General features: G+C 65.1%; 24 protein-coding genes. 15 read left to right on the top strand and 9 right to left on the bottom strand.

From position 1 onward, the window contains the following. The first annotated feature begins 114 nt into the window (after positions 1 to 114). Complete coding sequence (locus IC762_RS34975; RefSeq protein WP_195786603.1) at positions 115 to 396, top strand: hypothetical protein; 282 nt, start codon at positions 115 to 117, stop codon at positions 394 to 396. Here the strand turns inward: IC762_RS34975 and IC762_RS34970 are convergent, their stop codons facing one another. Further along, the gene (locus tag IC762_RS34970; RefSeq protein ID WP_246801374.1) at positions 397 to 897 is read right to left on the bottom strand and encodes a MarR family winged helix-turn-helix transcriptional regulator; all 501 of its coding nucleotides are present in this window, start codon (positions 895 to 897) and stop codon (positions 397 to 399) included. A 183-nt stretch (positions 898 to 1,080) separates the two neighbouring features. Here IC762_RS34970 and IC762_RS34965 point away from each other — a divergent pair, with 183 nt between their 5' ends. The 11 genes from IC762_RS34965 (at position 1,081) to IC762_RS34915 (ending at position 9,927) form a co-directional block, all read left to right on the top strand. Next, positions 1,081 to 1,836, top strand: coding sequence for a hypothetical protein (locus tag IC762_RS34965; protein WP_195786601.1), 756 nt, complete (start codon positions 1,081 to 1,083; stop codon positions 1,834 to 1,836). A gap of 105 nt (positions 1,837 to 1,941) precedes the next feature. Further along, entirely contained in the window at positions 1,942 to 3,087 is a 1,146-nt protein-coding gene (locus IC762_RS34960) for a hypothetical protein (RefSeq protein ID WP_246801373.1), read from the top strand. A gap of 175 nt (positions 3,088 to 3,262) precedes the next feature. Then, positions 3,263 to 4,195, top strand: a complete 933-nt coding sequence (locus IC762_RS34955; RefSeq protein WP_246801742.1) for a tripartite tricarboxylate transporter substrate-binding protein — start codon at positions 3,263 to 3,265, stop codon at positions 4,193 to 4,195. Between the two features lie 263 nt (positions 4,196 to 4,458). Further along, on the top strand, positions 4,459 to 5,469 hold the full coding sequence (gene pstS / locus IC762_RS34950; protein WP_195786599.1) for a phosphate ABC transporter substrate-binding protein PstS: 1,011 nt from the start codon (positions 4,459 to 4,461) through the stop codon (positions 5,467 to 5,469). 276 nt (positions 5,470 to 5,745) lie between these two features. Continuing rightward, positions 5,746 to 6,369 carry a TetR/AcrR family transcriptional regulator gene (locus IC762_RS34945; protein ID WP_246801372.1) on the top strand — a complete coding sequence of 208 codons (624 nt, stop codon included), beginning with the start codon at positions 5,746 to 5,748 and terminating at the stop codon, positions 6,367 to 6,369. A 3-nt stretch (positions 6,370 to 6,372) separates the two neighbouring features. Next, positions 6,373 to 6,636 (top strand): hypothetical protein, encoded by a 264-nt coding sequence (locus tag IC762_RS34940; RefSeq protein ID WP_195786597.1) that lies wholly within the window; start codon positions 6,373 to 6,375, stop codon positions 6,634 to 6,636. Between the two features lie 287 nt (positions 6,637 to 6,923). Continuing rightward, on the top strand, positions 6,924 to 7,577 hold the full coding sequence (locus IC762_RS34935) for a hypothetical protein (protein WP_195786596.1): 654 nt from the start codon (positions 6,924 to 6,926) through the stop codon (positions 7,575 to 7,577). 184 nt (positions 7,578 to 7,761) lie between these two features. Beyond that, a complete protein-coding gene (gene minC, locus IC762_RS34930) occupies positions 7,762 to 8,460 on the top strand; it encodes a septum site-determining protein MinC (protein WP_195786595.1) in 699 nt (232 codons plus the stop codon). 77 nt (positions 8,461 to 8,537) lie between these two features. Next, complete coding sequence (gene minD, locus IC762_RS34925) at positions 8,538 to 9,353, top strand: septum site-determining protein MinD (RefSeq protein WP_195786594.1); 816 nt, start codon at positions 8,538 to 8,540, stop codon at positions 9,351 to 9,353. Then, positions 9,353 to 9,634: a cell division topological specificity factor MinE gene (minE, locus tag IC762_RS34920; protein WP_195790425.1), complete on the top strand. Its 282-nt coding sequence runs from the start codon at positions 9,353 to 9,355 to the stop codon at positions 9,632 to 9,634. The genes minD and minE overlap by 1 nt, the downstream gene beginning before the upstream one ends. Next, positions 9,631 to 9,927, top strand: coding sequence for a hypothetical protein (locus IC762_RS34915; RefSeq protein ID WP_195786593.1), 297 nt, complete (start codon positions 9,631 to 9,633; stop codon positions 9,925 to 9,927). Before minE ends, IC762_RS34915 begins: the two co-directional genes overlap by 4 nt. 51 nt (positions 9,928 to 9,978) lie before the next feature. Here IC762_RS34915 and IC762_RS34910 read toward each other — a convergent pair whose 3' ends face one another. From IC762_RS34910 to IC762_RS34895, 4 genes are all read right to left on the bottom strand, one after another. Continuing rightward, positions 9,979 to 10,782: an NAD-dependent protein deacetylase gene (locus tag IC762_RS34910; protein ID WP_195786592.1), complete on the bottom strand. Its 804-nt coding sequence runs from the start codon at positions 10,780 to 10,782 to the stop codon at positions 9,979 to 9,981. Between the two features lie 53 nt (positions 10,783 to 10,835). Next, on the bottom strand, positions 10,836 to 11,507 hold the full coding sequence (locus tag IC762_RS34905) for a hypothetical protein (RefSeq protein WP_195786591.1): 672 nt from the start codon (positions 11,505 to 11,507) through the stop codon (positions 10,836 to 10,838). A gap of 2 nt (positions 11,508 to 11,509) precedes the next feature. Beyond that, positions 11,510 to 12,910 carry a selenium-binding protein SBP56-related protein gene (locus IC762_RS34900; protein ID WP_195786590.1) on the bottom strand — a complete coding sequence of 467 codons (1,401 nt, stop codon included), beginning with the start codon at positions 12,908 to 12,910 and terminating at the stop codon, positions 11,510 to 11,512. Positions 12,911 to 13,115: 205 nt separating this feature from the next. Next, positions 13,116 to 13,580 carry an Lrp/AsnC family transcriptional regulator gene (locus tag IC762_RS34895; RefSeq protein ID WP_195786589.1) on the bottom strand — a complete coding sequence of 155 codons (465 nt, stop codon included), beginning with the start codon at positions 13,578 to 13,580 and terminating at the stop codon, positions 13,116 to 13,118. 162 nt (positions 13,581 to 13,742) lie between these two features. Between IC762_RS34895 and IC762_RS34890 the strand changes: the two genes are divergently transcribed. From IC762_RS34890 to IC762_RS34880, 3 genes are all read left to right on the top strand, one after another. After that, a complete protein-coding gene (locus tag IC762_RS34890; RefSeq protein WP_195786588.1) occupies positions 13,743 to 14,756 on the top strand; it encodes a 1-aminocyclopropane-1-carboxylate deaminase in 1,014 nt (337 codons plus the stop codon). A gap of 187 nt (positions 14,757 to 14,943) precedes the next feature. Next, positions 14,944 to 15,174: a hypothetical protein gene (locus IC762_RS34885; RefSeq protein ID WP_195790424.1), complete on the top strand. Its 231-nt coding sequence runs from the start codon at positions 14,944 to 14,946 to the stop codon at positions 15,172 to 15,174. A gap of 189 nt (positions 15,175 to 15,363) precedes the next feature. Then, positions 15,364 to 16,620, top strand: coding sequence for a S1C family serine protease (locus tag IC762_RS34880; RefSeq protein ID WP_195786587.1), 1,257 nt, complete (start codon positions 15,364 to 15,366; stop codon positions 16,618 to 16,620). A gap of 215 nt (positions 16,621 to 16,835) precedes the next feature. Here IC762_RS34880 and IC762_RS34875 read toward each other — a convergent pair whose 3' ends face one another. From IC762_RS34875 to recQ, 4 genes are all read right to left on the bottom strand, one after another. Then, positions 16,836 to 17,777, bottom strand: a complete 942-nt coding sequence (locus tag IC762_RS34875) for a metallophosphoesterase (protein WP_195786586.1) — start codon at positions 17,775 to 17,777, stop codon at positions 16,836 to 16,838. A 156-nt stretch (positions 17,778 to 17,933) separates the two neighbouring features. Beyond that, entirely contained in the window at positions 17,934 to 19,682 is a 1,749-nt protein-coding gene (locus IC762_RS34870) for a flavin-containing monooxygenase (RefSeq protein WP_195786585.1), read from the bottom strand. Positions 19,683 to 19,836: 154 nt separating this feature from the next. Next, a complete protein-coding gene (locus IC762_RS34865; RefSeq protein WP_195786584.1) occupies positions 19,837 to 21,060 on the bottom strand; it encodes an MFS transporter in 1,224 nt (407 codons plus the stop codon). Between the two features lie 311 nt (positions 21,061 to 21,371). Beyond that, entirely contained in the window at positions 21,372 to 23,240 is a 1,869-nt protein-coding gene (recQ, locus tag IC762_RS34860) for a DNA helicase RecQ (RefSeq protein WP_195786583.1), read from the bottom strand. Between the last annotated feature and the right edge of the window lie 19 nt (positions 23,241 to 23,259).

Here is a 23,259-nt window from a genome sequence, read left to right as displayed (position 1 = left end):
TCGCATCACCGCACGGGCTCGTGAAACATTCCCCGGCAAGACCGTGAGTTCCTTTATGTTTCAGTAAGCACGTTGGCGCTAGGGTCGATCAGTGAGTTGCGTGGGAGTTAACAAGTGATCGATTTTGACGAGCTGCGGGATCTCGCCGCGGATGTGCGCATCTTCATTGAAGCCTCCGATGACAAGGCGAGCGCGCTGAAAGCAGTCGTTGAAGCCTACGACGTCGTGCTGGGTATCTTCCCGGCGCAGGGCGGGCCCGATCTCCATGTGATCAAGGGCAGCGAGATCCTCAATTATATCGCCCGCTCGCAAACCGACGCCGACTACAGCCACACCGCGATCGCGTTCCAGAGCCGCGACCAGGCGGTCGCGCTTCAGCAGGCGCTCGCAGCATAGCTATCGGAACTGCGCGAGGATCTCGAGCAGCCGCTCGCGATTGTCCTTGCCGATCTTGTCGATGACGTGCCGTTCGTGCTCGGCGGCGAGCTGCTTGAATTGACGCAATGACGCCTCGCCCGCGCCGGTAAGGTGAAGCGAATGGCTCCGCCGATCGGTCTTCGACGCCGCGCGCTTCACCAGGTCGCGCTGCTCGAGCGCGTCGAGCAGATGCACGAGCCGCGCGCGCTCGATGCCGAGGCGCTTGGCGACCGCCATCTGGGTCAGGCCCGGATTGGCCGCGATCACCGTCATGACGGAATACTGTGTCGGCGTAACGTCGACCGCGGCCAGCGTCTTGATGAAGTCCTGGAAGATCCAGAGCTGGAAGCGCCGCACCGCGTATCCGACATGGCCGGCGAGGCCGTCCAGACCGACGTCGGCGCCCGCGACCTCGATCGTCGGCTTCTCTTTCCCATGGCGCGCGGATCTTGATTCGGGCTGGGCGGTGCGAGCTGGCACGTCTACTCTCCTCGTCGGTTCCTTCATCTTTGATGGCCTGGCACGAGGCAAGCAAGATTGTCGGCGCGCTGCCGCCAATATCATGGAATCTCACGTCTTTGTATGTGCCGGCCGGGCCGAATTGCCAGCCCGGGACCGCTTGCGGTATGGTGAATTCAAGCAAAAGTTGACCGGAGAGCTGGAATGGCTGCCGTTGCAGAAATTGAAGTCAGGCCGTCCGGTCTGGCTGAAGAGTTGATCGCGCATGCGGTCGCGAGCATCGAGGCCGCGGAGCATTCGGCTGCGCCATTCCCGCATATCGTCTTTAGGAATATCTTCCCCGACAGCTTTTATCGCGATCTGATCAAGAGCGTCCCCACCAAGGGATATGATCCGATCACGGGCACCGGGTCCCGCATGGCGCTACGCCTCTACGGGGATCATATCAATCACGTCGATGCCGAGTTCCAGCCACTCTGGGCTGCCGCCTCGGCCATGCTCACCTCCAAGGCAGTCGAGGACGCGATCCGGAGGCGATTGCATGACGGCCTCGAGATTCGCGCCAAGGGCGACAAGCTCGCCAACGCCGAGGCACTCACGCTGGTCGCCAAGCCCGTGCTCTACCGCGACGCCGATGGCTACCGGATCAAGCCGCATCCCGACACCCGCAAGAAGGTCGTGACGATGCAGCTCTATTGCCCGTCCGACGACAGCCAGGAAGCGCTCGGCACCACGCTCTATCAGGCGTCGCTGAAGGGCCTGTTTCATGTGGGCTCCTACTGCCTGGAGCCGGTGAAGACGATCCCGTTCCTGCCCAATCTCGGCTACGCGTTCGTGGTGCTGAAGGCGTATCACACGCTGAAGAACATGAGCTGGCACGGCCGTCCGCCGATCCAGACCGACCGCTACCGGATTTCCATCCTCAACACGTTCTATATGAACGAGCACGTGGGCTTCTGATCGCCGCGCGCGGCTTGCGGCGGATGTCGCCGCGGGCCGTGACGCGGCATCGATGACCCCTGCCGAAACCGCAGCATGCCCGTCTCGACGCGACAACGAATCGACGTGCCTGCGGGCGATACCGCGCGCAGTAGCATCTGGCAGAAGAACCCGTGGCCGCTGCTGCTGGCGATCAACGCGGCTGTCATCGTCGGGGTCTTTATCCATAAAATTCTGCTGCCGCCCTACGTTCCCTATATCCACCTGCTGGTCGATTACCGCTTCGGCTTCATCAAGCGCGCCTTGATCGGCGCGATCGTCTCGCTGTTCGTGGCGAAGGTGCCGGTGTGGCTGGTGTTCGCGATCGGCGGCGCGGCCTGGCTGGTCACGCTCGCGCTGTTCGTTTGGCTGTTCCGCAAGACGTTCGGATTCCAGGACCGAAATTTGCCGCTGTTCGTCTTCATGGCGGGCTCGCCGTTCTTCCTGAAGAACTTCATGCATTCGCTCGGCCATTTCGACATCTATGGCTGCGCGCTGGCGCTGGTGCTGCTGCTGATTCCGGCGCGCTCGGTCTTCTACATCGCGATCGCCGCGCTGTTCTCGATCGTCCTCGTGCTGATCCACCACATCCATTTGCTGATGTATGTGCCGACCATCATCGTCATCGTCGTCATCAGGCACTATCTGCTGTGCGGGCTCAGCCGAACCAATGTCGCGATCGGGCTGCTGGCGCTCGCATCCGTCAGCGCACTGTTCTTCGCCGCGCAGTTCTGGGGCACGATGCCGCTGCCGGAGGCCGACTTCGTGCGCTATTTGCAGGGGCGGATGGCCGATCCCTCCCGCACCAGCCTGCTGCAGTTCAGCTACATCTGGTACCAGCCGTTGTCGAAGGAGATTGCCGACACCTGGGAGATGATGCCGCACAATATCCTCGGCATCCCCGTCTTCGCGCTGCTGATCTGGCTGCATGCGCCGCTCTGGCGCTATTTCGCGGACCTGATCCGCTCGCTTGCCGCGCCGATCCAGAGGCGCCTCGTCGTGGTGGCGCTGATCGGCGTCAGCCTCGGCTATCTCGTGATGTTCGCCATGGTGTTCGACTATTCGCGCTGGATCTCGAACTGGGCGGTCTGCATGTTCCTGCTGCTGCACGCCGTGAAGATGCTGCCGGCGGCGCGAGACGTTTCGCCGATCCCGAGTCTCGATCGGAAGACCATGATCTTCGGCTGGGTCAACACGCTGATCCCGCGCGTCGGCATCGTGCGGCCGTTCTGATTGCAGTTGCTCCCCGCGTCGCCACGGGCGACGAATAGTGTTAGCGATGGCGTGACCCGATCAGGTTGCGCCGCGCTTTGGCGTCGACCCAATGACGTCGGGGCAATCGAGGAAACGCATCTTGCCAAAGATCTCTCGCCGACCGTTTCTGAAAGCCGCGCTCGGCGCCGCCGCGCTGCCGTTGGCCTCGCTCGGCGCGCGTGCGGAAACGCTGGCGCGTCCCGTCACCATGATCGTGCCGTTCGCCGCCGGCGGGCCGACCGACGTGCTGGCGCGGATCCTCGCCGAATATATGCGCAACTCGCTGGGGCATCCCGTCGTGATCGAGAATATCACCGGCGCCTCCGGCACGGTGGCGGGCCTGCGGGCGGCGCGCGCGGCGCCGGACGGTTCGACGATCACGATCGGCCATTGGGGCACGCATTGTCTCAATGGCGCGATCTATCAGCTGCAATACGACGTGCGCGAGTTCGAGCCGATCGCGCTGATCGCGAGCGGCCCGCAACTCATCATCGGACGGCCGGATTTGCCGGCGCAGAATCTCAAGGACCTGGTCTCGTGGCTCAAGGCCAATGCGGACAAGGCGACCTCGGGCACCGCTGGGCCGGGCTCCGGCGCGCATGTCGCCGGCGTGTTCTTCCAGCAGTTGACGCAGACGAACTTCTCCTTCGTGCCGTATCGCGGCGCCGGGCCCGTGCTCAACGATCTGATGGCCGGCCATATCGACGTCATGTTCGACCAGGCCTCCAACTCACTGCCGCAGGTCAAGAGCGGCACGGTGAAAGCCTTCGCGGTGACCGCGCCCGCGCGGCTTGCCGCGGCGCCGGAGATTCCGACCGTCGACGAGGCCGGCGTACCCGGGCTCTACATCGCCTATTGGCACGGCATCTGGGCGCCGAAGGGCACGCCGCCGGAGATGGTGTCGGTGCTGTCGAAGGCGGTGATGGCGGCGCTCGCCGAGCCCGCCGTGCGCGCGCGCTTTGCCGAGCTCGGCCAGGACATTCCGCCGCCGGACAAGCAAGGCCCCGCCGCGCTGCGCAGCCATCAGACCGCCGAGATCGACAAATGGTGGCCGATCGTCAAGTCCGCCAACATCAAGGCCGAGTAGGCGGAAGGTAGCCGGCTGTGCCGACACGGCGCCGGCGGATACCGTCTGCGTCGCGGTCGATGGATTTTTGATTCCTGGTTGCAGCCGTCCGATCGGCATCAAGGAGTTGGCGAACAACGCTTTCGCGGGCCTTCGAACTTTCGAAGTAGGCCGAAGGTCAAGCGCCTCCGTCATCCCTTTGTCATGGGCATTCGAAACAACGTGCCGCTGCTGTACGAGCGCATCCAACACGCGAACCTCTCGCGTTTCCCACGGAGATCAGCATGAAATTCGTCAAGACGATCGTGGCCGCCGGCCTGGTGGCCATGGCCTCGCCGAGCTTTGCGACCGATATTACCGGCGCCGGCTCGACCTTTATCTTCCCCGTCCTGTCGAAGTGGGCCGATGCCTACAAGAAGGACGCGGGCAGCGGGGTGAACTACCAGTCGATCGGCTCGGGCGCCGGCATCAAGCAGATCCAGGCCAACACCGTGACCTTCGGCGCGACCGACGCGCCGCTGAAGTCGGATCAGCTGCAGAAGGACGGCCTCTCGCAGTGGCCGATGATCATGGGCGCGATCGTGCCGGTGGTGAACCTCGAGGGCGTGAAGGCCGGCGAACTTGTGCTCGATGGCGAGACGCTCGCTAATATCTTCCAGGGCAAGATCACCAAGTGGGACGACGCCGCGATCAAGAAGCTGAACCCGAAGGCGAAGCTGCCGTCGGAAGCGATCTCGGTGGTGCATCGCGCCGACGGCTCGGGCACGACCTTCAACTTCACCGACTATCTCTCCAAGGTCAGCGCGGACTGGAAGGGCAAAGTCGGCTCCGGCACCGTGGTCGAGTGGCCGGTCGGCGTCGGCGCCAAGGGCAACGAGGGCGTTGCCGGCAACATCGCGCAGGCCAAGAACTCGATCGGCTATGTCGAGTATGCCTATGCCAAGCAGAACAAGCTGACCTACACGGCGCTGATCAACAAGGCCGGCAAGACCGTGCAGCCGACCAATGACGCATTCCAGGCCGCGGCCTCCAATGCCGACTGGACCAACGCGCCCGGCTACTACCTGATCCTGACCGACCAGCCCGGCGACAAGTCCTGGCCGATCGTCGCCTCGACCTTCATCCTGCTGCACAAGGATGCGACCGACAAGGCGGCCGCGAAGGAAGCGCTCAAGTTCTTCAAGTTCGCCTTCGAGAAGGGCGGCAAGAGCGCCGAAGAACTCGATTACATCCCGATGCCCGACAGCGTCGTGAAGCAGATCGAGAAGACCTGGGCGGCTGACATCAAGAGCTAAGTCACTCCTCACTGAAAGCTCGCGACTGCATCAAGCCGGCGTCGGACGACGCCGGCTTTTTGCTTTTGGGCACCCCGCGGTATCGCGGCGATTCTCACGCCACCGGTCATAGCTAAATTTAAGTAATTGATTCAAAATAGTTTTTCTGAATTCCGCCTCCAGGCTCCGCCTCTTGCGACAGAGCATTGCGCGCTTATATGTACAATCGAACATATTATGAGCGCGATGACTGACACCACCAAAATCACCCGGCCAAGAGGGCGCCGAAGCAAGGACATGCCCGATGGCCGCCAGGCGTTGCTGCTCGCGGCGACGGAGGCCTTTGCCGGTCTCGGCTTCGACGGCGCCGACCTGCGCAGCATCGCCACTGCGGCGAATGTCAGCCCGAACCTGGTCCGCGTCCATTTCGGCAACAAGGCCGCGCTCTGGGAGGCCTGTCTCGACCGCATCATCGCGAGCGCGACCCCTGCGATCGCCGACATTGCGAACGTCGCAAACGATGCTGGCCGTCCGCTCGGCGATCGGCTGCGCGACGTCATCATCCGCGTCGCGACGTTCTATGCCGCCTATCCGCAGGCCAAGAATTTCGCGGTCCGGCACGGCGCCGAGGCGCCGGAGCGGACCGCGCAGGTGACCGAGAAGCTGCTGCGTCCGGCCTACGAATCGGTGCGCGAACTGCTGCAGGCCGGCATCGCCGCCGGCATCGTTCGCGCCAGCCATCCGGCGCTGTTCTTCGGGCTGCTCAATGCCGCGCTCAATCCGCCGCCGACATTTCCGATGCTGCTGACACGGATCGCGCCCGAGATCGATCCGAAGGCGTCGTGGACGCTCCTGATCGACACCGCGATCGCAACCCTGCTGCACCTCCCCCAAGACACCAACCTGACTGTGAAAGAGTGATCCATGAAACGTCGTCTTGCCCTCGTCGTCATCGCCGCCACCATCGCACCCGCGATGACTTCAGCGTTTGCCCAGTCCGGGCCGAGCGAGGCCGTCCAGCGGCAAGCCTGCATGGGCGATGCGATGCGCCTGTGCGGCGCCTACATTCCGGACCGCAACCGGATCAGGGATTGCATGGCCGCGCAGGTCGACAGCCTGAGCCCGTCGTGCCGCGCGGTGTTCGATGCCTCCACGCAAGCCGAGCGCACGCCGTCGCGGCCGCATTGATCACGCGCGCGACAGCATCGCGTCGGTGATCGCCGTTGCCGGCCTCGCCCGCGCGGCTTGATGCATCGACGCGCGGCCTCACGGTGATCGCCACGCGGCACGGTTGCTCATCCCGGTGCGGCCATGTCATCATCACCGGCATCACCGCAAAACGCTGCGATGGTGGGCGATTGTCGCAGCGCCGGAATTGTCGAGGGATTGACGCGCGCGGAAATTCCAAGGGGTGAACGATGAAGCTACCTGAGAATGTCGACCGGACGACATTCTGGAAATGGGCGATCCCATTGGTGCTCGTGCATGTGGTGGCGTCATTGGCCGCTGCGGCGGGAGTTCCGGCGGTAGGCACCGCCGACATCATCATCGTCATCTGGTACGCGCTCATCCTGGTGCGCCGGTTCAAGGATATCGGCTGGCCGGGCTGGATCGCCGCGTTGATCGTGATTGCCACGACGGTGGTGATTCCGCTGGGGCTTGTTCCTTACGCGATCGCAAACAAGCTTCCGGACGCCCAGTTCATGGCGCTCTTGAGGACGGTCGGTTTGTTCAGCAGCGGCGTCAATCTCGTCTTGCTGATCGTCGCGGGCAGCGTGAAAGGCAGACCGGCTGCCGTCGTAGCGCAGGCCGCTCCCGACGTCGCGGCGGTGCCAGCGCCGGCCGAAGTCGGTGCGTCACCCATGCTTCCGGACACGGTGGTCGAGCGTCGCAGGCCGGATCCGCTCACGGTCGGTACCGTTGCCGTGGCCGCCGTCGTGGTGCTCGGGCTCATCGTCGCTTGGCGGTTTCCGCAGCAGCGCGCGACCCAGGCCTCTTCTTCGCCAACCGTCTCGCTCCCGCCGGTGATGAACTCGCCGGACAATCAGGTCCAGAGCAACGGCCTGACCAAGAACACCAACGATTTCCTGCGGCAATTGTCCCAGCAGCCTCGCGCCGGCAACAGGTAGCGCAGCCATCCCATCTCCGGTGTGGTGCGACCCCTCCCCCGGAGGCGAGGCGAGCTGAAAGCGGCGTGCGTTGCCGCCAAGCAGCCTCCCAACTCAAATCCGTAACATCCCGGCCTCTGTTAACCTTCGGTTAACCATGCGGGCCGATTGTTAACCATTCGACAAGACAACCGAGTCAGGAGCGATGGACGCAACTCAACAGGCCGCACGTCAACAGGTCCGCATGCGCGGCCGCTCCTATGTTGCGTTCGTGTTCTCGCCCGTGGTGCCGATCGTCAACTGGCTCGCCGAGATCGATGCGACCTTGGCGAAGTCGCCCGGCTTCTTCACCGGCAAGCCGGTGGTGCTCGATCTTGCGGCGGTCGATCTCAGCCAGAGCGCGATCACGCATCTGGTCGGCAGCCTCGGTGAGCGCGACATCCGCATCCTCGGCATCGAGGGCGTCGATGAAGCGCGGCTCGGTGCCAACATGCCGCCGCTGCTGACCGGCGGCCGCGCCTGCGTCATCGCCCAGACCGAGCCGAAGCCTTCGGCGGTCCAGGCCAAGACGAAATCACCCTCGCTGCTGCTGGAGCAGCCGGTCCGCTCCGGGCAGTCGATCGTGTTCGCCGAGGGCGACGTCACCGTGCTCGGCTCGGTCGGCTCCGGTGCCGAAATCGTCGCCGGCGGCTCGATCCATATCTACGGCTCGCTGCGCGGCCGCGCGATGGCCGGCATCAACGGCAACGCGGCGGCGCGGATCTTCTGCCAGAAGATCGAGGCCGAGCTGCTCGCCATCGACGGCTACTACCAGACGGCGGAAGACATCGACGCAAGCTTGCGCAACCGGGCCGCCCAGGCGTGGCTCGAGGGCGAGATGCTGCGCATCACACCATTGAACTAGGGCATGATCCGGAAAAGTGTGCAGCGGTTTTCCGAAATGATCATGCTCAAACGAGAACCGACCACAAGGAGAAGAGAATGGCCAAGGTCCTGGTCGTGACCTCAGGTAAAGGCGGCGTCGGCAAGACGACGTCGACCGCCGCGCTCGGCGCGGCGCTAGCGCAGATGGGGCAGAACGTCGTCGTGATCGATTTCGACGTCGGCTTGCGCAACCTCGACCTCGTGATGGGCGCCGAGCGGCGGGTCGTGTTCGACCTCATCAACGTGGTGCAGGGGGTGGCCAAGCTGCCGCAGGCCTTGATCCGCGACAAGCGGCTGGAGAATCTCTGGCTGCTGCCGGCCTCGCAGACCCGCGACAAGGATGCGCTGACCGAGGAAGGCATCAAGCGCGTGATCTCGGATCTGCGGCCGAAATTCGACTGGATCCTGTGCGACAGCCCGGCCGGCATCGAACGCGGCGCGACGCTCGCGATGCGCTATGCCGACGAGGCCATCATCGTCACCAATCCGGAAGTCTCGTCGGTGCGCGATTCCGACCGCATCATCGGCATGCTCGATTCCAAGACGGCACGCGCCGAGCGTGGCGAGCGAGTCGAGAAGCATTTGCTGATCACGCGCTACGATGCCGCGCGCGCCGCCCGCGGCGAGATGCTGACGATCGACGATATTCTTGAGATCCTGGCGACGCCGCTGCTCGGCATCGTCCCGGAAAGCCAGGACGTGCTGCGCGCCTCCAATGTCGGCTGCCCGGTGACGCTGAACAATGCCGGCAGCGCGCCGGCGCGGGCCTATATCGACGCCGTGCGCCGCCTGATGGGCGAGCCGGTCGAGATGACGGTGCCGGTCGAGCGCAAGGGGCTGATGGACCGGCTGCTGCGACGGAGGGCGGCATGATGAACGTGATGCGGCTGTTCGGTGGCCGCGCCGCGTCGGCGCCCGTCGCACGGGAGCGGTTGCAGATCCTGCTCGCGCATGAACGCGGCCGGGGTGGCGGCGGGTCCGATCTGCTGGAGATTCTGCGCGGCGAAATCCTTGCCGTGGTGTCCAAGCATGTCGAGGTCGATCCCGACAAGGTCGTGATCCGGATGGACCGCGGCAAGTTCGTCTCGATGCTCGAGGTCGACATCGAGGTACCCAACGGCGTGCAACGATCGATGATGGTGGCGGCCACATGACAGCAGACAGCAACAGTCACATCGCCTGGCAGCGCGCGCAGCTCAAGAAGCTCCGCGCGGCGTTGAAGGCGCTCGAGGTCGAGCAGATCGGCAAGGCCAATTGCGGCCGTGCGACGCAGATGACGATCGACGAATTGCAGCGCAAGATCGGCGAATCCGGCCGCTGCATCGCCGAATATGAGCGCCGCAGCCGCCGCCCGCTGGCGACCGATCGCGGCAGCCTCGCCAGCGTCAGCTGGGAGCATTGGAACGCCAATCTGCCGATAGCCAAGGCGCAGCGGCAGCGGGCGTGAGTCGTCATTTCCGGGCTCGCGCCAAGAGGCGCCCCCCGGAATGACGAGGCTCTACAGCAGGAACGCCAGCGCTGTCTCGCAACTGTCCTCGACCTTGAGCGTGAGCAGCTCATCGGCCCGGGTGCGTCCGAGATTCACCGCCGCGATCGGCAAGCCCCGCTCTTGTGCCGTCCGCACGAAGCGAAAGCCGGAATAGACCATCAGCGAAGAGCCGACCACCAGCATGGCATCGGCCCGCTCCAGGCGCTCTTGCGCCGACGCGACGACATCGCGTGGTACATTCTCGCCGAAGAACACCACGTCGGGCTTCAGCACGCCGCCACAGGCCTCGCACGCCGGCACCACGAACGATGAAAAATCATGATCGAGATCGGCATCGCCGTCGGGCGCATCCGCCGCATCGAGCGCGAGCCAGGCGGGATTGCGTCGTGCCAGCTCGCTTTGAAATTCCTCGCGCGGCGTCGTCGCGCCGCAGCCGAGGCAGCGGACCACGTCGAGCCGTCCGTGCAGGTCGATCACCTTCCGGCTGCCTGCGGCCTGGTGCAGGCGATCGACATTCTGCGTCAGCAGCAGCTCGCAGCGGCCATGTTCTTCGAGCTTCGCCAGCGCGCGATGCGCGTCGTTCGGCGCGGCGCGGCCGAACCGCCGCCAGCCGACCATGCTGCGCGCCCAGTAGCGCTGCCGCGTGGCGGCCTCGCCCAAGAACGCCTGGATCGTGACCGGCCGCGTCCGCTTCCAGTTGCCGTCGCTGTCGCGATAGTCGGGAATCCCGGAATTGGTGCTGCAGCCGGCCCCGGTCAGCACGAACAGGCGCTGGTGGCCGGCGATGAAATCCTGCAGGGCGGGGTGCGACATCGAGGCTATCTAGTGCATCCGCAGCCGGCCGCAAGAACGGCCGCGCGCCGCGATCACCGGCTCGTCAGATTGATCGCGAGCGCCGTGGCCCCGACCACGATCAGGCTGGCTGCCCAAACGCTCTCCAGATTGAGCCAGCTCCGTGCGATAAACCGCACGCCGAGGTAGCGATAGACCAGATAGGCCAGCAGTCCGCCGGCAATCAGCGTCGCGGCGGTGTGGACCAAGGCCACCAGCAGGGCCATTGCCAGATTCTGGCCGACGACATTTGCGGCCGCGCCGTGGCCGTCATGCGCAGCCGGGCTCGCGCAGAGCCCGAGATAGATCGGGAGCAGCATCAGGCCTGCGCCGTGCGCGATCGCCACCGCGAACGACCACAGCGCCAGTTGCGTCGGCGGTATCCGTGCCAGTGCCCGGGGATGACGGCGGATCACGAGGCGTGCGAGGCCGAAGCCGATCACGATGAGCGCCGCCGCGACCTGGATCTGGCGCTGCCATGCCACCAGCGCGATCAGGAGCGCAAACGGCAGCAGCATCAGCAGCATTGCCGCCAGATGGCCAGCCGATAGCGGCAGCAGCGCGCCGGCGAGCCCGCGCGACGATCTGTCCATCAGGCCGGCGGAAACCGCGAGCGGCCAACCCATGCCGGGATTGATTCCGTGATAGAGGCCGCTCGCGACGATCGCGAGCCACAACCAGACCGCGGTCGCGCCTGCTTCGGTCAAGTTCAAACCGAGGGATAGCAGAACGAATCGGTCGAGCAGTCACCGCCTTCGAGGCGGATTTGATGCGGTCGATAGCCTTCGGGGAAGCTGACGAAATAGTCCTTCGCGAGCTCGATGCCGCCATTGGCGCCGACATTGGCCATGACTTCCGCGCCCGGCATGCCGTCGGGATAGAACTGGTCGTCCCAGGTCGAATAGAGCGAGTTGGTCCAATAGACGCGCTTGCCGTCACGGCTGATCTCGACCATCTGCGGTCCGCCGGCAAACGGCTTGCCGTTCGGGTGCGGCGTCCGGCGCGCGATGCCACCGACATGCACCGAGCCAGCCAGCTTCGGCTTCCTGGGATCGGTGACGTCGTACTGGCGCATTTCGCCGGTGCCCCAGCAGGAGACGTAGAGAAAGCGGTCGTCCATCGACAGATCGATGTCGGTCACCAGCGGCGGCACCGCGCCGAACCCCTGTAACAGAGGCGGCAGCTTCTCCTTGGGCGCCGGTTCGGGCGGAATCGTCGCGGTCTTCTCGACGTGGAATTTTCCGCCGTCGCGCCACCAGGTCCAGATCGAAGCTTCGAGATTGGTGGTGTCAACGACGACGCCGACAAAGCCGTATTCGCGGACCGGATCGTGCGCGGGCCGGACCTCGAGCGCCATCTGGTGGTTGGCGCCGAGGTCGATGGTTTGGACGTTGCGCCGCGCGCGCAGGTCCCAGAAGTGCAGCCGGTGGCCATATTTGTTCGACAGCAGGTCTTCCGGCACGATGCCGTTCTCGAATTGCGGCGGCAGCCCCCATTCGCTGCTGACCATGTAGTCGCGCGGCAGATTCCACCAGAAATCATAGTGCAGGGTCTGCGGGCCGCGATCGATCTCCCAGCGCCCGAGGATGTCGAAGGTCTCGCAGTCCATGATGAAGATGCCGGGCGGTCCTTGCGTGCCATCCTTGCCGCCGCCGCCAAGCGTCGAGACATAGATGCCGCCAGGCCCGCAATGCGTGGTATGCGGCCGCGAGTAGCCGGTCTTCTCGAACACCTCCTCGGGCTCGATGATCTTGTGGATCTTCGCCTCCAGCGGCGAAGGCTTGGTGTCGATCACATAGATGCGCGACGACCGCAGTCCGGGAATGATCAGATAGCGCCGCTCGACAAACGCGTGACCGGCGAGCGGGTACAAGGCCGATGAGCAGGCGTTCCAGCCGAAGTGATGAAATTCGTCGCCCTTGTTGGGCATCGTCACGGTGTGAACGATCTGGCTGTAGGTCTTCGATGCCGGTCTGACGTCGATCACCGCGAGCGCGTCGGGCTTCGAGAAGTCGGGACTGAGCAGCAGCGTGTAGGCGAAGTTCTCCGGCGGAGCCTCCATGGCGAGCTTTGGCGAGGCGTGAAACGTCGGATCGGGTCTCATCGTCATGACGTTCTCCCGTGATGTCGGCGTGCCGCCAACGGCGCGAGCCACTCGGAGCGTGAGGTGAACTGATATGTGACGTGAATTCCGGCTTTACGGCTCCGCGGGCAATGTTGGCGTCTCGAAGTCTAGGGCATCAAGTGTAGACGCGAAATGCGCTCGCAATTTGTTGACGCCGCCTGGTTCGCTGCTGCGACGCTTTGCCACTTCGTCAAAACTCCAGCGCCGCGTTGTCCACCACCTCCTTCATCACGAAGAAAGTGCGGGTCTGTCGCACGCCGGGCAGCGCGATCAGTTGGTCGCCGTGGATGCGCTTGAAGTCGTCGACGTCGCCGGCGCGGATTTTCAGGAAATAGTCGAAGTCGCCGGCGACGAGGTGGCAGTCGAGCACGCATTTCAGCTTCGCGGCGGCCTGCTCGAAGCTTGCAAAGCTCTCCGGGGTCGAGCGGTCGAGCACGACGCCGACCATCACCAGCGTGCCCATGCCGACCTTGCGCGGCGCCACCACGGCGCGCACGCCGGCCACAAAACCCTCGTCGAACAGCGCCTGCGTCCGGCGATGGCAGGTGGCGGGGCTGACGCCGACCTGCTCGGCCAGCTCGGCATTGCTGAGCCGGCCGTTCTTCTGCAGCAATCTCAGCATCTTGAGGTCGATGCGGTCGAGCCAGGCGGCCATGGAAGAATCTCTCACTATTTGTCAGATTTGTGAAAGAAAAGATAGCACAAATAGATATGTGCGCAATCTGAAGGAAATTTCTGGCTCGAGTTAGAGAGCACCTTTCGCACGGCCGGTGATAGGTGTTGCCGCCGTTCCAAGACCCCCAATGAGGACGCCAGCATGCTGGAAAAATTCGCGCGCTATCCGCTGACCTTCGGGCCGACCCATATCGAGAAGCTCGACCGGCTCTCCAAGCATCTCGGCGGCAAGGTCGAGCTCTATGCCAAGCGCGAGGACTGCAATTCCGGTCTCGCCTATGGCGGCAACAAGCTGCGCAAGCTCGAATACATCATCCCCGATGCGATCGCCTCCAACGCCGACACGCTGGTCTCGATCGGCGGCGTGCAGTCGAACCACACCCGCATGGTCGCGGCCGTCGCCGCCAAGATCGGCATGAAGTGCCGGCTGGTGCAGGAGAGCTGGGTGCCGCATGAGGATGCGGTCTATGACCGCGTCGGCAACATCCTGCTGTCGCGGGTGATGGGCGCCGATGTGCGCCTGGTCGACGACGGTTTCGACATCGGCATCCGCAAGAGCTGGGAGCAGGCTATCGAGGAGGTGAAGGCCTCGGGCGGCAAGCCCTACGCGATCCCGGCCGGTGCCTCCGTGCACAAATTCGGCGGGCTCGGCTATGTCGGCTTTGCCGAGGAGGTGCGCGCGCAGGAGCGGCAGAGCGGCGTCAAGTTCGACTACATCGTGGTCTGCACCGTGACCGGCTCGACCCATGCCGGCATGCTGGTCGGCTTCGCCGCCGACGGCCGCGCCCGCAACGTGATCGGCATCGACGGCTCGTTCACGCCGGCGCAGACCAAGGCGCAGGTGCTCTCGATCGCGCAGGACACGGCAAAGCTCGTCGAGCTCGGCCGCGACATCACGGCCGACGACGTCGTGCTGATCGAGGACTACGCCTATCCCGCCTACGGCGTACCGTCGGAAGAGACCAAAGAGGCGATCAGGCTGTGCGCCCGGCTCGAGGGCATGATCACCGATCCCGTCTATGAGGGGAAATCGATGCAGGGCATGATCGATCTGGTACAGAAAGGCCACTTCCCGGCCGGGTCCAAGGTGCTTTACGCCCATCTCGGCGGCGCGCCCGCGCTCAACGGCTACGCCTACGCGTTTAGGAACGGTTGAGGCCTTGTCGCCTGGATGTAGCCATCGGGCGCGCGTTCGCGCGACCCGTTGGCTCCATCCGGGCTACCCGGTCTTTATCCGGGCACCGAACCGCGCATTTCTACGCATTTCTGCGTAAGGTCCGCGTCAGGTTGCCCCGTTATCCTCGCCCGTGCCGAGCTGCTCGGGAGACCACCGCGTGAGGATCATGAACGCCCTCGGCCAGGCCATCGCTGCCTTGGGCGTCGGCATCATCGCCGTCGGGCACTGGTTCTGGACCCACATGGACCGACCCTACCCGCACGGGCGGGTGTGGGAGATCGAGCTCTATACCGGCATCTTCCTGATCGGCGTTGGCGTGCACGCGCTCGCATCCTGGTACTGGTTCGATCATCTCAGGTCACCCACACAGCCAAGGTCGCTTCAGGAGCCGAACTAGGCCGGTGAGCCGTGTGTCCGGGTTGACATGCGTCGAACAAAATAAGAACATGGCGCTGTAACCAGAGGGTGTGGCGAATGCTTCATCTACGGCGGTTCTGCGCGGGCGTATGCCGGTGGTCATGCCGCGTGCCACTTGTAGGTGAGTCTCGACGCTCTATGATTGGTTGTGGCGGGGGAGTGGCGGTTCATGAGAGTTGTGGTTTGGGCGATCGTCGCGGCCGTGTGGGTGTTTGCGTCCACAGCCTCGTCGAACGCCCGCGGTCCCTATGGCTCGATCACGGTCGGCAATTGGAAGGGCGGCGCTTTCACCAACGACAACAACGGTGCCTTCACCCATTGCTCGGCGGGCGCTACCTACGACAGCGGCGTTTTCTTCATGGTCTCGATCGCCGAGAACGGCAGCTGGCGATTGGGCTTTGCCCATGACAACTGGCGACTGACGCCGGGCGAAGCGTTTCCGCTGACGCTGACGTTCGATGGCCAGCCGCCCTTCAACGTCTACGGCATGCCGCTCGGGGCCAAGCTCGTCAATATCGAGATGCCGGTGAACTCGGCGCTCATCAACCAGTTTCGCAAGGCGCGACAGATGTCGGCCTTCGCGGACGGACATTTGTTCCAGTTCAACCTGAACCAGACCGCGCAATTACTGCCGGCGCTGCTCAACTGCGTGGTGACGGTCAAGAAGAACGGCATCGCCAATGCCGGCGAGTTTGCGGTGGCTGCAAAGCCGGCGGCCGCGCCGTCGCAGGCTGCGCCGAACTCGCCGCAGAAGCAGGCCAAAGGCGGCACCGGCACCGGCTTCGTGGTCAGCAGCAGCGGGCATGTCGTGACCAATCATCACGTCGTCGAGGGCTGCAGCGAGATATCAGGCAATCTGAGCGGCGAGGCGGCGGTCAAGCTGCGGCTGGTGTCCGATGACGAGATCAACGATCTCGCGCTGTTGCAGGCGCCGAGCCCGTTCAAGGAGGTCGCCTCGATCAGGCAGAACTCGATCCGGGTCGGCGACGGCGTGGTGGCGATCGGCTATCCCTATCACGGCCTGCTGACGTCCGATTTCACCGTGACCACGGGGATCGTCAGTTCGCTCAGCGGCATCCTCAACGACACCCGCTATCTGCAGATCAGCGCCGCGGTGCAGCCCGGAAACAGCGGCGGACCGCTGTTCGATTTCACCGGCGCCGTGGTCGGCGTGGTTGCCGCCAAGCTCGACGCGGTGCGGATGGCGCGCGCGACCGGCAGCATCCCGGAGAACATCAACTTCGCCATCAAGACCGGCGCGCTGCGCGACTTCCTCGACAACAGCGCGGTGGAGTACCGCAACGCCGAACGACGTGACGGCTCGAAGCGGGAGACCTCCGACATCGCCAAGGACGCGCGCGGCTACACGCTGCTGATCACCTGCAAGGTCAACGAGCAGAGCGCGAGCGCGAAGAAGGGGAATTGACGGCGGTGACCGCTGCCTCTCGCCAGGATAACGGGGTTCGATTTTGGCGCGTGGCCTCTCCACGCCGTCGTCCCTGCGAAAGCAGGGATCCATAACCACCGAAGGTCGTTGTTGCGCGACGCTGGGGCCACAGCGTTCTTCAACAACCCAACCCTCTGGTTATGGGTCCCTGCTTTCGCAGGGACGACACTGCACCAGCTGCTCGCGGTGTTCGCTCAGGTCAGCCGCCGCAGCGTATGCACCGTGATCTCCGCCGGGCAGTTCAGTCGCACAGGCGCGAGGCTGGTGCCGGCGCCGACGGAGGTGTAGCCGAGCAGGTTCTCGAAGCGCCAGGCGCCGTTGCCCATGCGGCGCGGCAGCCGCGCTTCCAGCTTGATCGCAACGCCGCCGGGCAGGCAGAGCTGACCGCCATGGGTATGGCCGCTCAGCATCAGGTCGAAGCCGGCGTCGGCCGCCGCGCGGTAGGATTCCGGCGTATGCGCGAGCAGCACCGAGAACGCATCGCGCGGAATTCCCGCAGCCGCCTTCGCGATGTCGTCGGCGCGGTAGAAATGCGCGTCGTCGATCCCAGCGAGATGGATCGTCTCGCCGCCGCGCACGATCGCCTCGGATTCGTTGAACAGCATCCGGATCCCCATCGCCTCCAGCGCCGGCGTCATGCGGATGCTGTCGTGATTGCCGAGGATGCCGTACAGCGGCAGCTTGATGCGTGCGCAGACGTCCTTCATCAGCGCGAGAGATGTCTCAAATGGACCATAGGTCTTGCCGCGATAGTCGCCGGTGAGCACGCAGATGTCGCACGCCACATAGCGCACGATGTCCATCAGATGCCGCATCGCGCCGGCGCTGATGTCGGCATGGAGGTCGCTGAGATGAAGAATGGTGAAGCCGTCGAACGCCGCCGGCAGCCGCGTCGAGGTCACCAGATTGCGCCGGACCTCGACCCGATCGGCATTGCGCCGCGCGCGGCCGTAGAGGCCGGCGACCTTCAACCCGGTCTCGACGATGAACGGTGCCGGATTCCAGTTCTCGACGTTGAACAGCAGCGTGCCGTGGCCGAACAACTGCCGCTCGTGCCTGGTCTCGACCGCCAGCCGGCGCGCGACATGGTCAGCGCCGATCCGCTCGATCAGTCCCTGCAATGCCGTGTCGGTCATCGTCTCCTGCGCGCGTCGTGTCGCGAAGCGCGAATATGCCGGGAAAGTCGTGCATTTTCGGTTCTAAATTGCCAGACCGATGCCAAAGGCTTGTTTTGACACGCTTTCCAGACGCGAACCGAAGTCCCTCGACAGGCCGCCGGTCCGCGGCCGGGTTCAGACCACCGGCACGCGTTTGGCCGCGACCTGGGCCGGCGAGATCACCTCGATGTCGAGCGGCACCTGCCAACGCTCGGTGAAGCGCACTTGCGGCGGCGCGTTGCTGCTGCGTGCGCCTCCGAGCACGAAGCCGTCATAGCCGGCATTCATCACCGCATTGCATTTCTGCACATAGACCGGGAAGCCGCCGATATAGGGCATGAACACGCGGGGACGGCCGGGAATGTTGGTTCCGACATACCAGGAGCTGCAGGTCGAGCGCAGCGACACCGTCGAGACGTCGTTGACATGGGCGACCCAGGCATCCTCGTCCTCGCGCTCCGCCTCGATGGTCGTGGCGCCGACGTCGCGCAGATGGCCGAGGCAATCCGCCAGCCAGTCGACATGCTGCTCGATCGCCTGGATCATGCTCGCCAGCACCGACGGGCTGCCCGGTCCGGTGATCATGAACAGGTTCGGAAAGCCCTCCGAGGCGAGGCCGAGATAGGCGCGCGGGCCGGCCCGCCATTTCTCGGCCAGCGTGCGGCCGCCGCGGCCGGTGATCGCGATCTTGTCGAACGAGCCGGTCATCGCGGCAAAGCCGGTCGCGGAGACGATGGCGTCGAATTTGTAATCCTTGCCGTCGACCACGATGCCGTCGGTGGTGAAGCGCTCGATCGGATTGGTCGACACGTCGACCAGCTTCACATGCGGCAGATTGTAGGTCTCGAAGTAGTTGGTATCGACACAGAGCCGCTTGCAGCCGAACACGTTCTGCGGCGACAGCAGATCGGCGGTGGCGGGATCCTTGACGATGCCGCGGATCTTCTCGCGCGCGAAATCGGCGATGGTGTCGTTGGCGGCCTTCTCGAACAAGAGGTCGCCGAATGCGCCGAGGAAGGGCAGGCCGCCGCGCTCCCAGGCCTCCTCATAGAGCCGCTCGCGATCCTCCGCGCTGGCCTCCAGCGCGGGCTGGGCATTGAACAGGAAATAGAAGCCGGTCGGCCGCGCGCGGGCTTTTGCGCGCAGCTCCGGATAGTGCGCCTTGGCTTCCTTCAAATAGTCTTCGGAAAGCGCCGCATTGCGGGCGGGCACCGTCCAGGTCGCGGTGCGTTGGAACACGGTAAGCTCGGACGCCAGCTGTGCGATGATCGGGATCGACTGGATCGCCGACGAGCCGGTGCCGATCACGCCGACGCGCAGGCCGGTGAAATCGACACCCTCATGCGGCCATTCGCCGGTGTGATAGATCGGCCCGCGGAAATCTTCCATCCCGGTGAACGCCGGCCGGTTCGGCGCCGACAGGCAGCCGACCGCCATGATGCAGAACCTTGCGGTGACCTTGTCGCCGCGATCGGTCTCGATCAGCCAGGTGCCGGCCGCTTCATCGAAGCGCGCCGCGGTGACGCGGGAGTCGAACACGATCTGGCTGCGCAGATCGAAACGATCGGCGACATGGTTGGCGTAGCTGAGGATCTCCGGCTGCGGCGAATATTTCTCCGACCAGCTCCATTCCTGGTCGAGCTCTTCCGAGAACGAGAACGAATACTGCATGCTCTCGACATCGCAGCGCGCACCGGGATAGCGATTCCAGTACCAGGTGCCGCCGACGCCGCTGCCGGCCTCGAAGACCCGCGCGGTGAAGCCGAGCCCGCGCAGCCGGTGCAGCATATACATGCCGGCAAAGCCCGCGCCGACCACGACGGCATCGAACGTTGCGGTTTCGGCAGGTCGCGCAGTCGTGCGCGCGGCGCTCTCCTGAGCCATGGCCCGTCTCTTCCCTATATCGTCGTGGCGCCTCGTCGGGCGCGTCGACGGAAAGATTAGGGCGAGGGCGGCGCAGCCTGCAAGCGCGTGCGTTGCCGCGTCGGGTATGGCTCCTATGCCGCGACGCTGCCGGCAGCGGTATTCCTGCGCCGCCTCACTCCAGCCGCTCGACCTTGCGCAGCGACGGGAACAATCGCATCCAGAGCAGCCCCACGGCGATGGTGCCGAGGCCGCCGATCAGGGCGGCCGGCACCGCGCCGAACAATGCGGCCGTGATGCCGCTTTCGAACTCGCCGAGCTGGTTCGAGGCATTGACGAACAGATAGTTCACGGCGCCGACGCGGCCGCGCATGTCGTCCGGCGTCGCAAGCTGCACCAGCGAGACGCGGATCACGACGCTGATCGTATCGGCCGCGCCCATCGCCGCGAGCGCCAGGGTCGAGAGCCAGATCTGCCGCGACAGCGCGAATACGCAAATCGCAAGCCCGAAGGCGATCACCGCCTGGAACATGCGCAGTCCCGCCTGCCGTGAGATCGGTTGTCGCGCCAGCACCGCCGTCATCAGCAGCGCACCGACCGCAGGTGCCGCGCGCATCACGCCGAGCGCCCAGGGACCGGCCAGCAGGATGTCGTGCGCATAGATCGGCAACAGCGCGCTGGCGCCGCCGAGCAGCACCGCGAACAGATCGAGCGAGATGGTGCCGAGGATCGCCGGATTGTCGCGGACGAATTTGACGCCGGCGAACAACTGCCCGAGCGACGGCGGGTCCGGCTCGGCCGCCGGCCGCTCCAGCCGGATCGCGCCGCAGAAGATGGCCGCGAGCAGCCAGAACGCCGCCATCACCGCATAGGGGACGGCCGGCGAGATCGCGTAGGCCAGGCCGCCGATCGCGGGGCCGGTGACGATCGCGGCCTGCCAGGCGCCGGTCGACAGCGCGGTGGCGCGCTGCAGATGTCCCTCCGGCGCCACGGCCGGCAGCAGCGCCGAGGCGGCGGGATCACCGAATGCGCCGGCGACGCCGAACGCGACCAGCACCGAGAAGATTTCGGGCACCGTCAGGACGCCAAAAGCGCTGCGCCAGCCGAGATAGGCGGCCCCCAGCCCTTGGATGATCTGGCAGGCCTGCACGACGTGGCGGCGATCGTAGCGATCGGCGGCGTGGCCGGCGATGAACACCAGCAGCGCGCTCGGGATGAACTGCACCAGCCCGACCAGGCCGAGATAGACCGCGCTGCCGGTCAGCGCGTAGACCTGCCAGCCGATCGCAACCGTCGCGATCTGGTAGGCGAATTCGGAGAAGCTGCGCGATGCCACGAACAGCAGCAGCGGCGGATGACGTAACAGCTCGGCCGGCGCGGCCTCGGATTGCGGGGACATCGGTCACGGATGGCGGAATGGCGAACGGTCGTCAATCTCTGTGATCTGGAGACCGTCGAATCTCGCCGGGGTCCGCGAGATCGGAGGGAGGACCCGACACAGCAAGACTATTGCACGGCGGCGAACTGCCTGCAGGATTTCGGAATAATGGAAGAATACCGCTGAGTTGCCCGACGTGTCAAGCGGTTTTCCGAGTGCCGGCGGCGCCTGCTCCTTTGCATGGGGTTGTTTTTCGATATTTGAGAGCGCGTACCTTTTGCTTCCCGCTAGCGCTCCTCACAACGACGAAAGGAGCACCTGGCGCAGCAAGATCAGCCCTCGGTGTCCTTCACCAGCCGGATCAACTCGTCGCCGTAATGCTCGAGCTTCTTGTCGCCGATGCCTGCGATGTTGCGCAGCTCGTTCAGCGAGGCCGGGCGCACCGCAGCGATGCCGTCGATGGTGGAATCGTGCAGCACGACATAGGCCGGCACGCCACGCTGCCGCGCTACTTCGGAACGCCAGGCGCGCAGCGCGGCGTGCAGGGCAGGGTTGGCGGCGGCACCCTTGCCGTTCGCGGCGGGTGCGAGCTCGCCACGGCGTGACTTGTCGCGGATCGCGCGGTTGCGCGCGCCTTCGACCTGCTCGCGCAGCATCACCGCGGTCTCGCCCTTGAGCACGCCGCGCGCGCTCTCGGTCAGCTTCAGCGCGCCGAAGGCGTCGCTGTCGGCACGCAGATGGCCCATCGCCACGAGCTGGCGCAGCACCGCGCGCCATTGCTTCTCGTTGAGCTCGCGGCCGATGCCGAACACCGACAATTTGTCGTGGTTGAACTGCTGGACCCGCTCGGTCAGCCGGCCGACCAGCACGTCGATCAGGTGCATGGCGCCGAACCGCTGCCCGGTGCGGTAGACGCAGGACAACAGTTTTTGCGCCAGCACCTTGCCGTCGCGGACGCGTGGCGGTGTCAGGCAATTGTCGCAATTGCCGCAGCTCTCGTCGGCGCGGGTCTCGCCGAAATAGCCGAGCAGCCGCTGCCGCCGGCAATGCACGGTCTCGGCGAGTGCGACCAGCGCGTCGAGCTTGCCGATCGAGACCCGCTTGAAGGCGTCGGCGCCGGTCGATTCGTCGATCATGCGGCGCTGCTGCACGATGTCGGAAAGGCCATAGGCCATCCACGCGGTCGACGGTTTGCCGTCGCGGCCGGCGCGGCCGGTCTCCTGGTAATAGGCCTCGACGCTCTTGGGCAGATCGAGATGCGCGACGAAGCGAACGTCCGGCTTGTCGATGCCCATGCCGAACGCGACCGTCGCAACGATCACGATGCCGTCCTCGTTGATGAAGCGATCCTGGTGGCGGGCGCGTACACCAGCGTCGAGCCCGGCATGATAGGGCAGCGCCGGGATGCCGGCTTCGCTCAGCGATGCCGCGACGTCCTCGACCTTGGCGCGCGACAGGCAATAGACCACGCCGGCGTCGCTGGCGTGGCGGTCCTTGATGAGATTTTTCAGCTGCGTGACCGCGTTCTGCTTGTCGACGATCTCGTAGCGGATGTTGGGCCGGTCGAAGCTCGCGACGAATTGCGGTGCATCGGTGAGCAGTAGCCGCTCGGCGATCTCCTTGCGCGTCATGGCGTCCGCGGTCGCGGTCAGCGCGATGCGCGGCACCTCGGGGAAGCGGTCGGCGAGCATGGAGAGGCCGATATATTCCGGGCGGAAGTCGTGGCCCCATTGCGAGACGCAGTGCGCCTCGTCGATCGCGAACAGCGCGATCCGGGCCTGGCCGAGCAGGTTGAGGCAGCGCGGCGTCAAAAGCCGCTCCGGCGCCACATAGAGCAGATCGAGGTCGCCGGCGAGCAGCCGCCGCTCGACCTCCGAGGCTTCCTCGTAAGTCAGCGTCGAGTTCAACACCGCGGCATTGACGCCGGCCTCGGTCAGACCCGCGACCTGGTCGCGCATCAGCGCGATCAGCGGCGACACCACGATGCCGCAGCCGTCGCGCAGCAGCGATGGCAGCTGGTAGCACAGCGACTTGCCGCCGCCGGTCGGCATCAGCACCAGGCAATTGCCGCCGTCAGTGACGTGGCGGACGATCTTCTCCTGCGCGCCGCGGAAGCCCGGCAAGCCGAACACGTGGTTGAGCACGGACAGCGCGTCGCGAGGCGGGGCGGGTGCGCGATCGAGGGCGGGCTGAGCGGTCATGATCCCTGGGATTCGGGTC

It is taken from the genome of Bradyrhizobium genosp. L (genome assembly GCF_015624485.1).
GTDB lineage: Bacteria > Pseudomonadota > Alphaproteobacteria > Rhizobiales > Xanthobacteraceae > Bradyrhizobium.
Note: the sequence above shows the minus strand (reverse complement) of the source record. Positions and strands in the feature narration are given on the sequence as shown.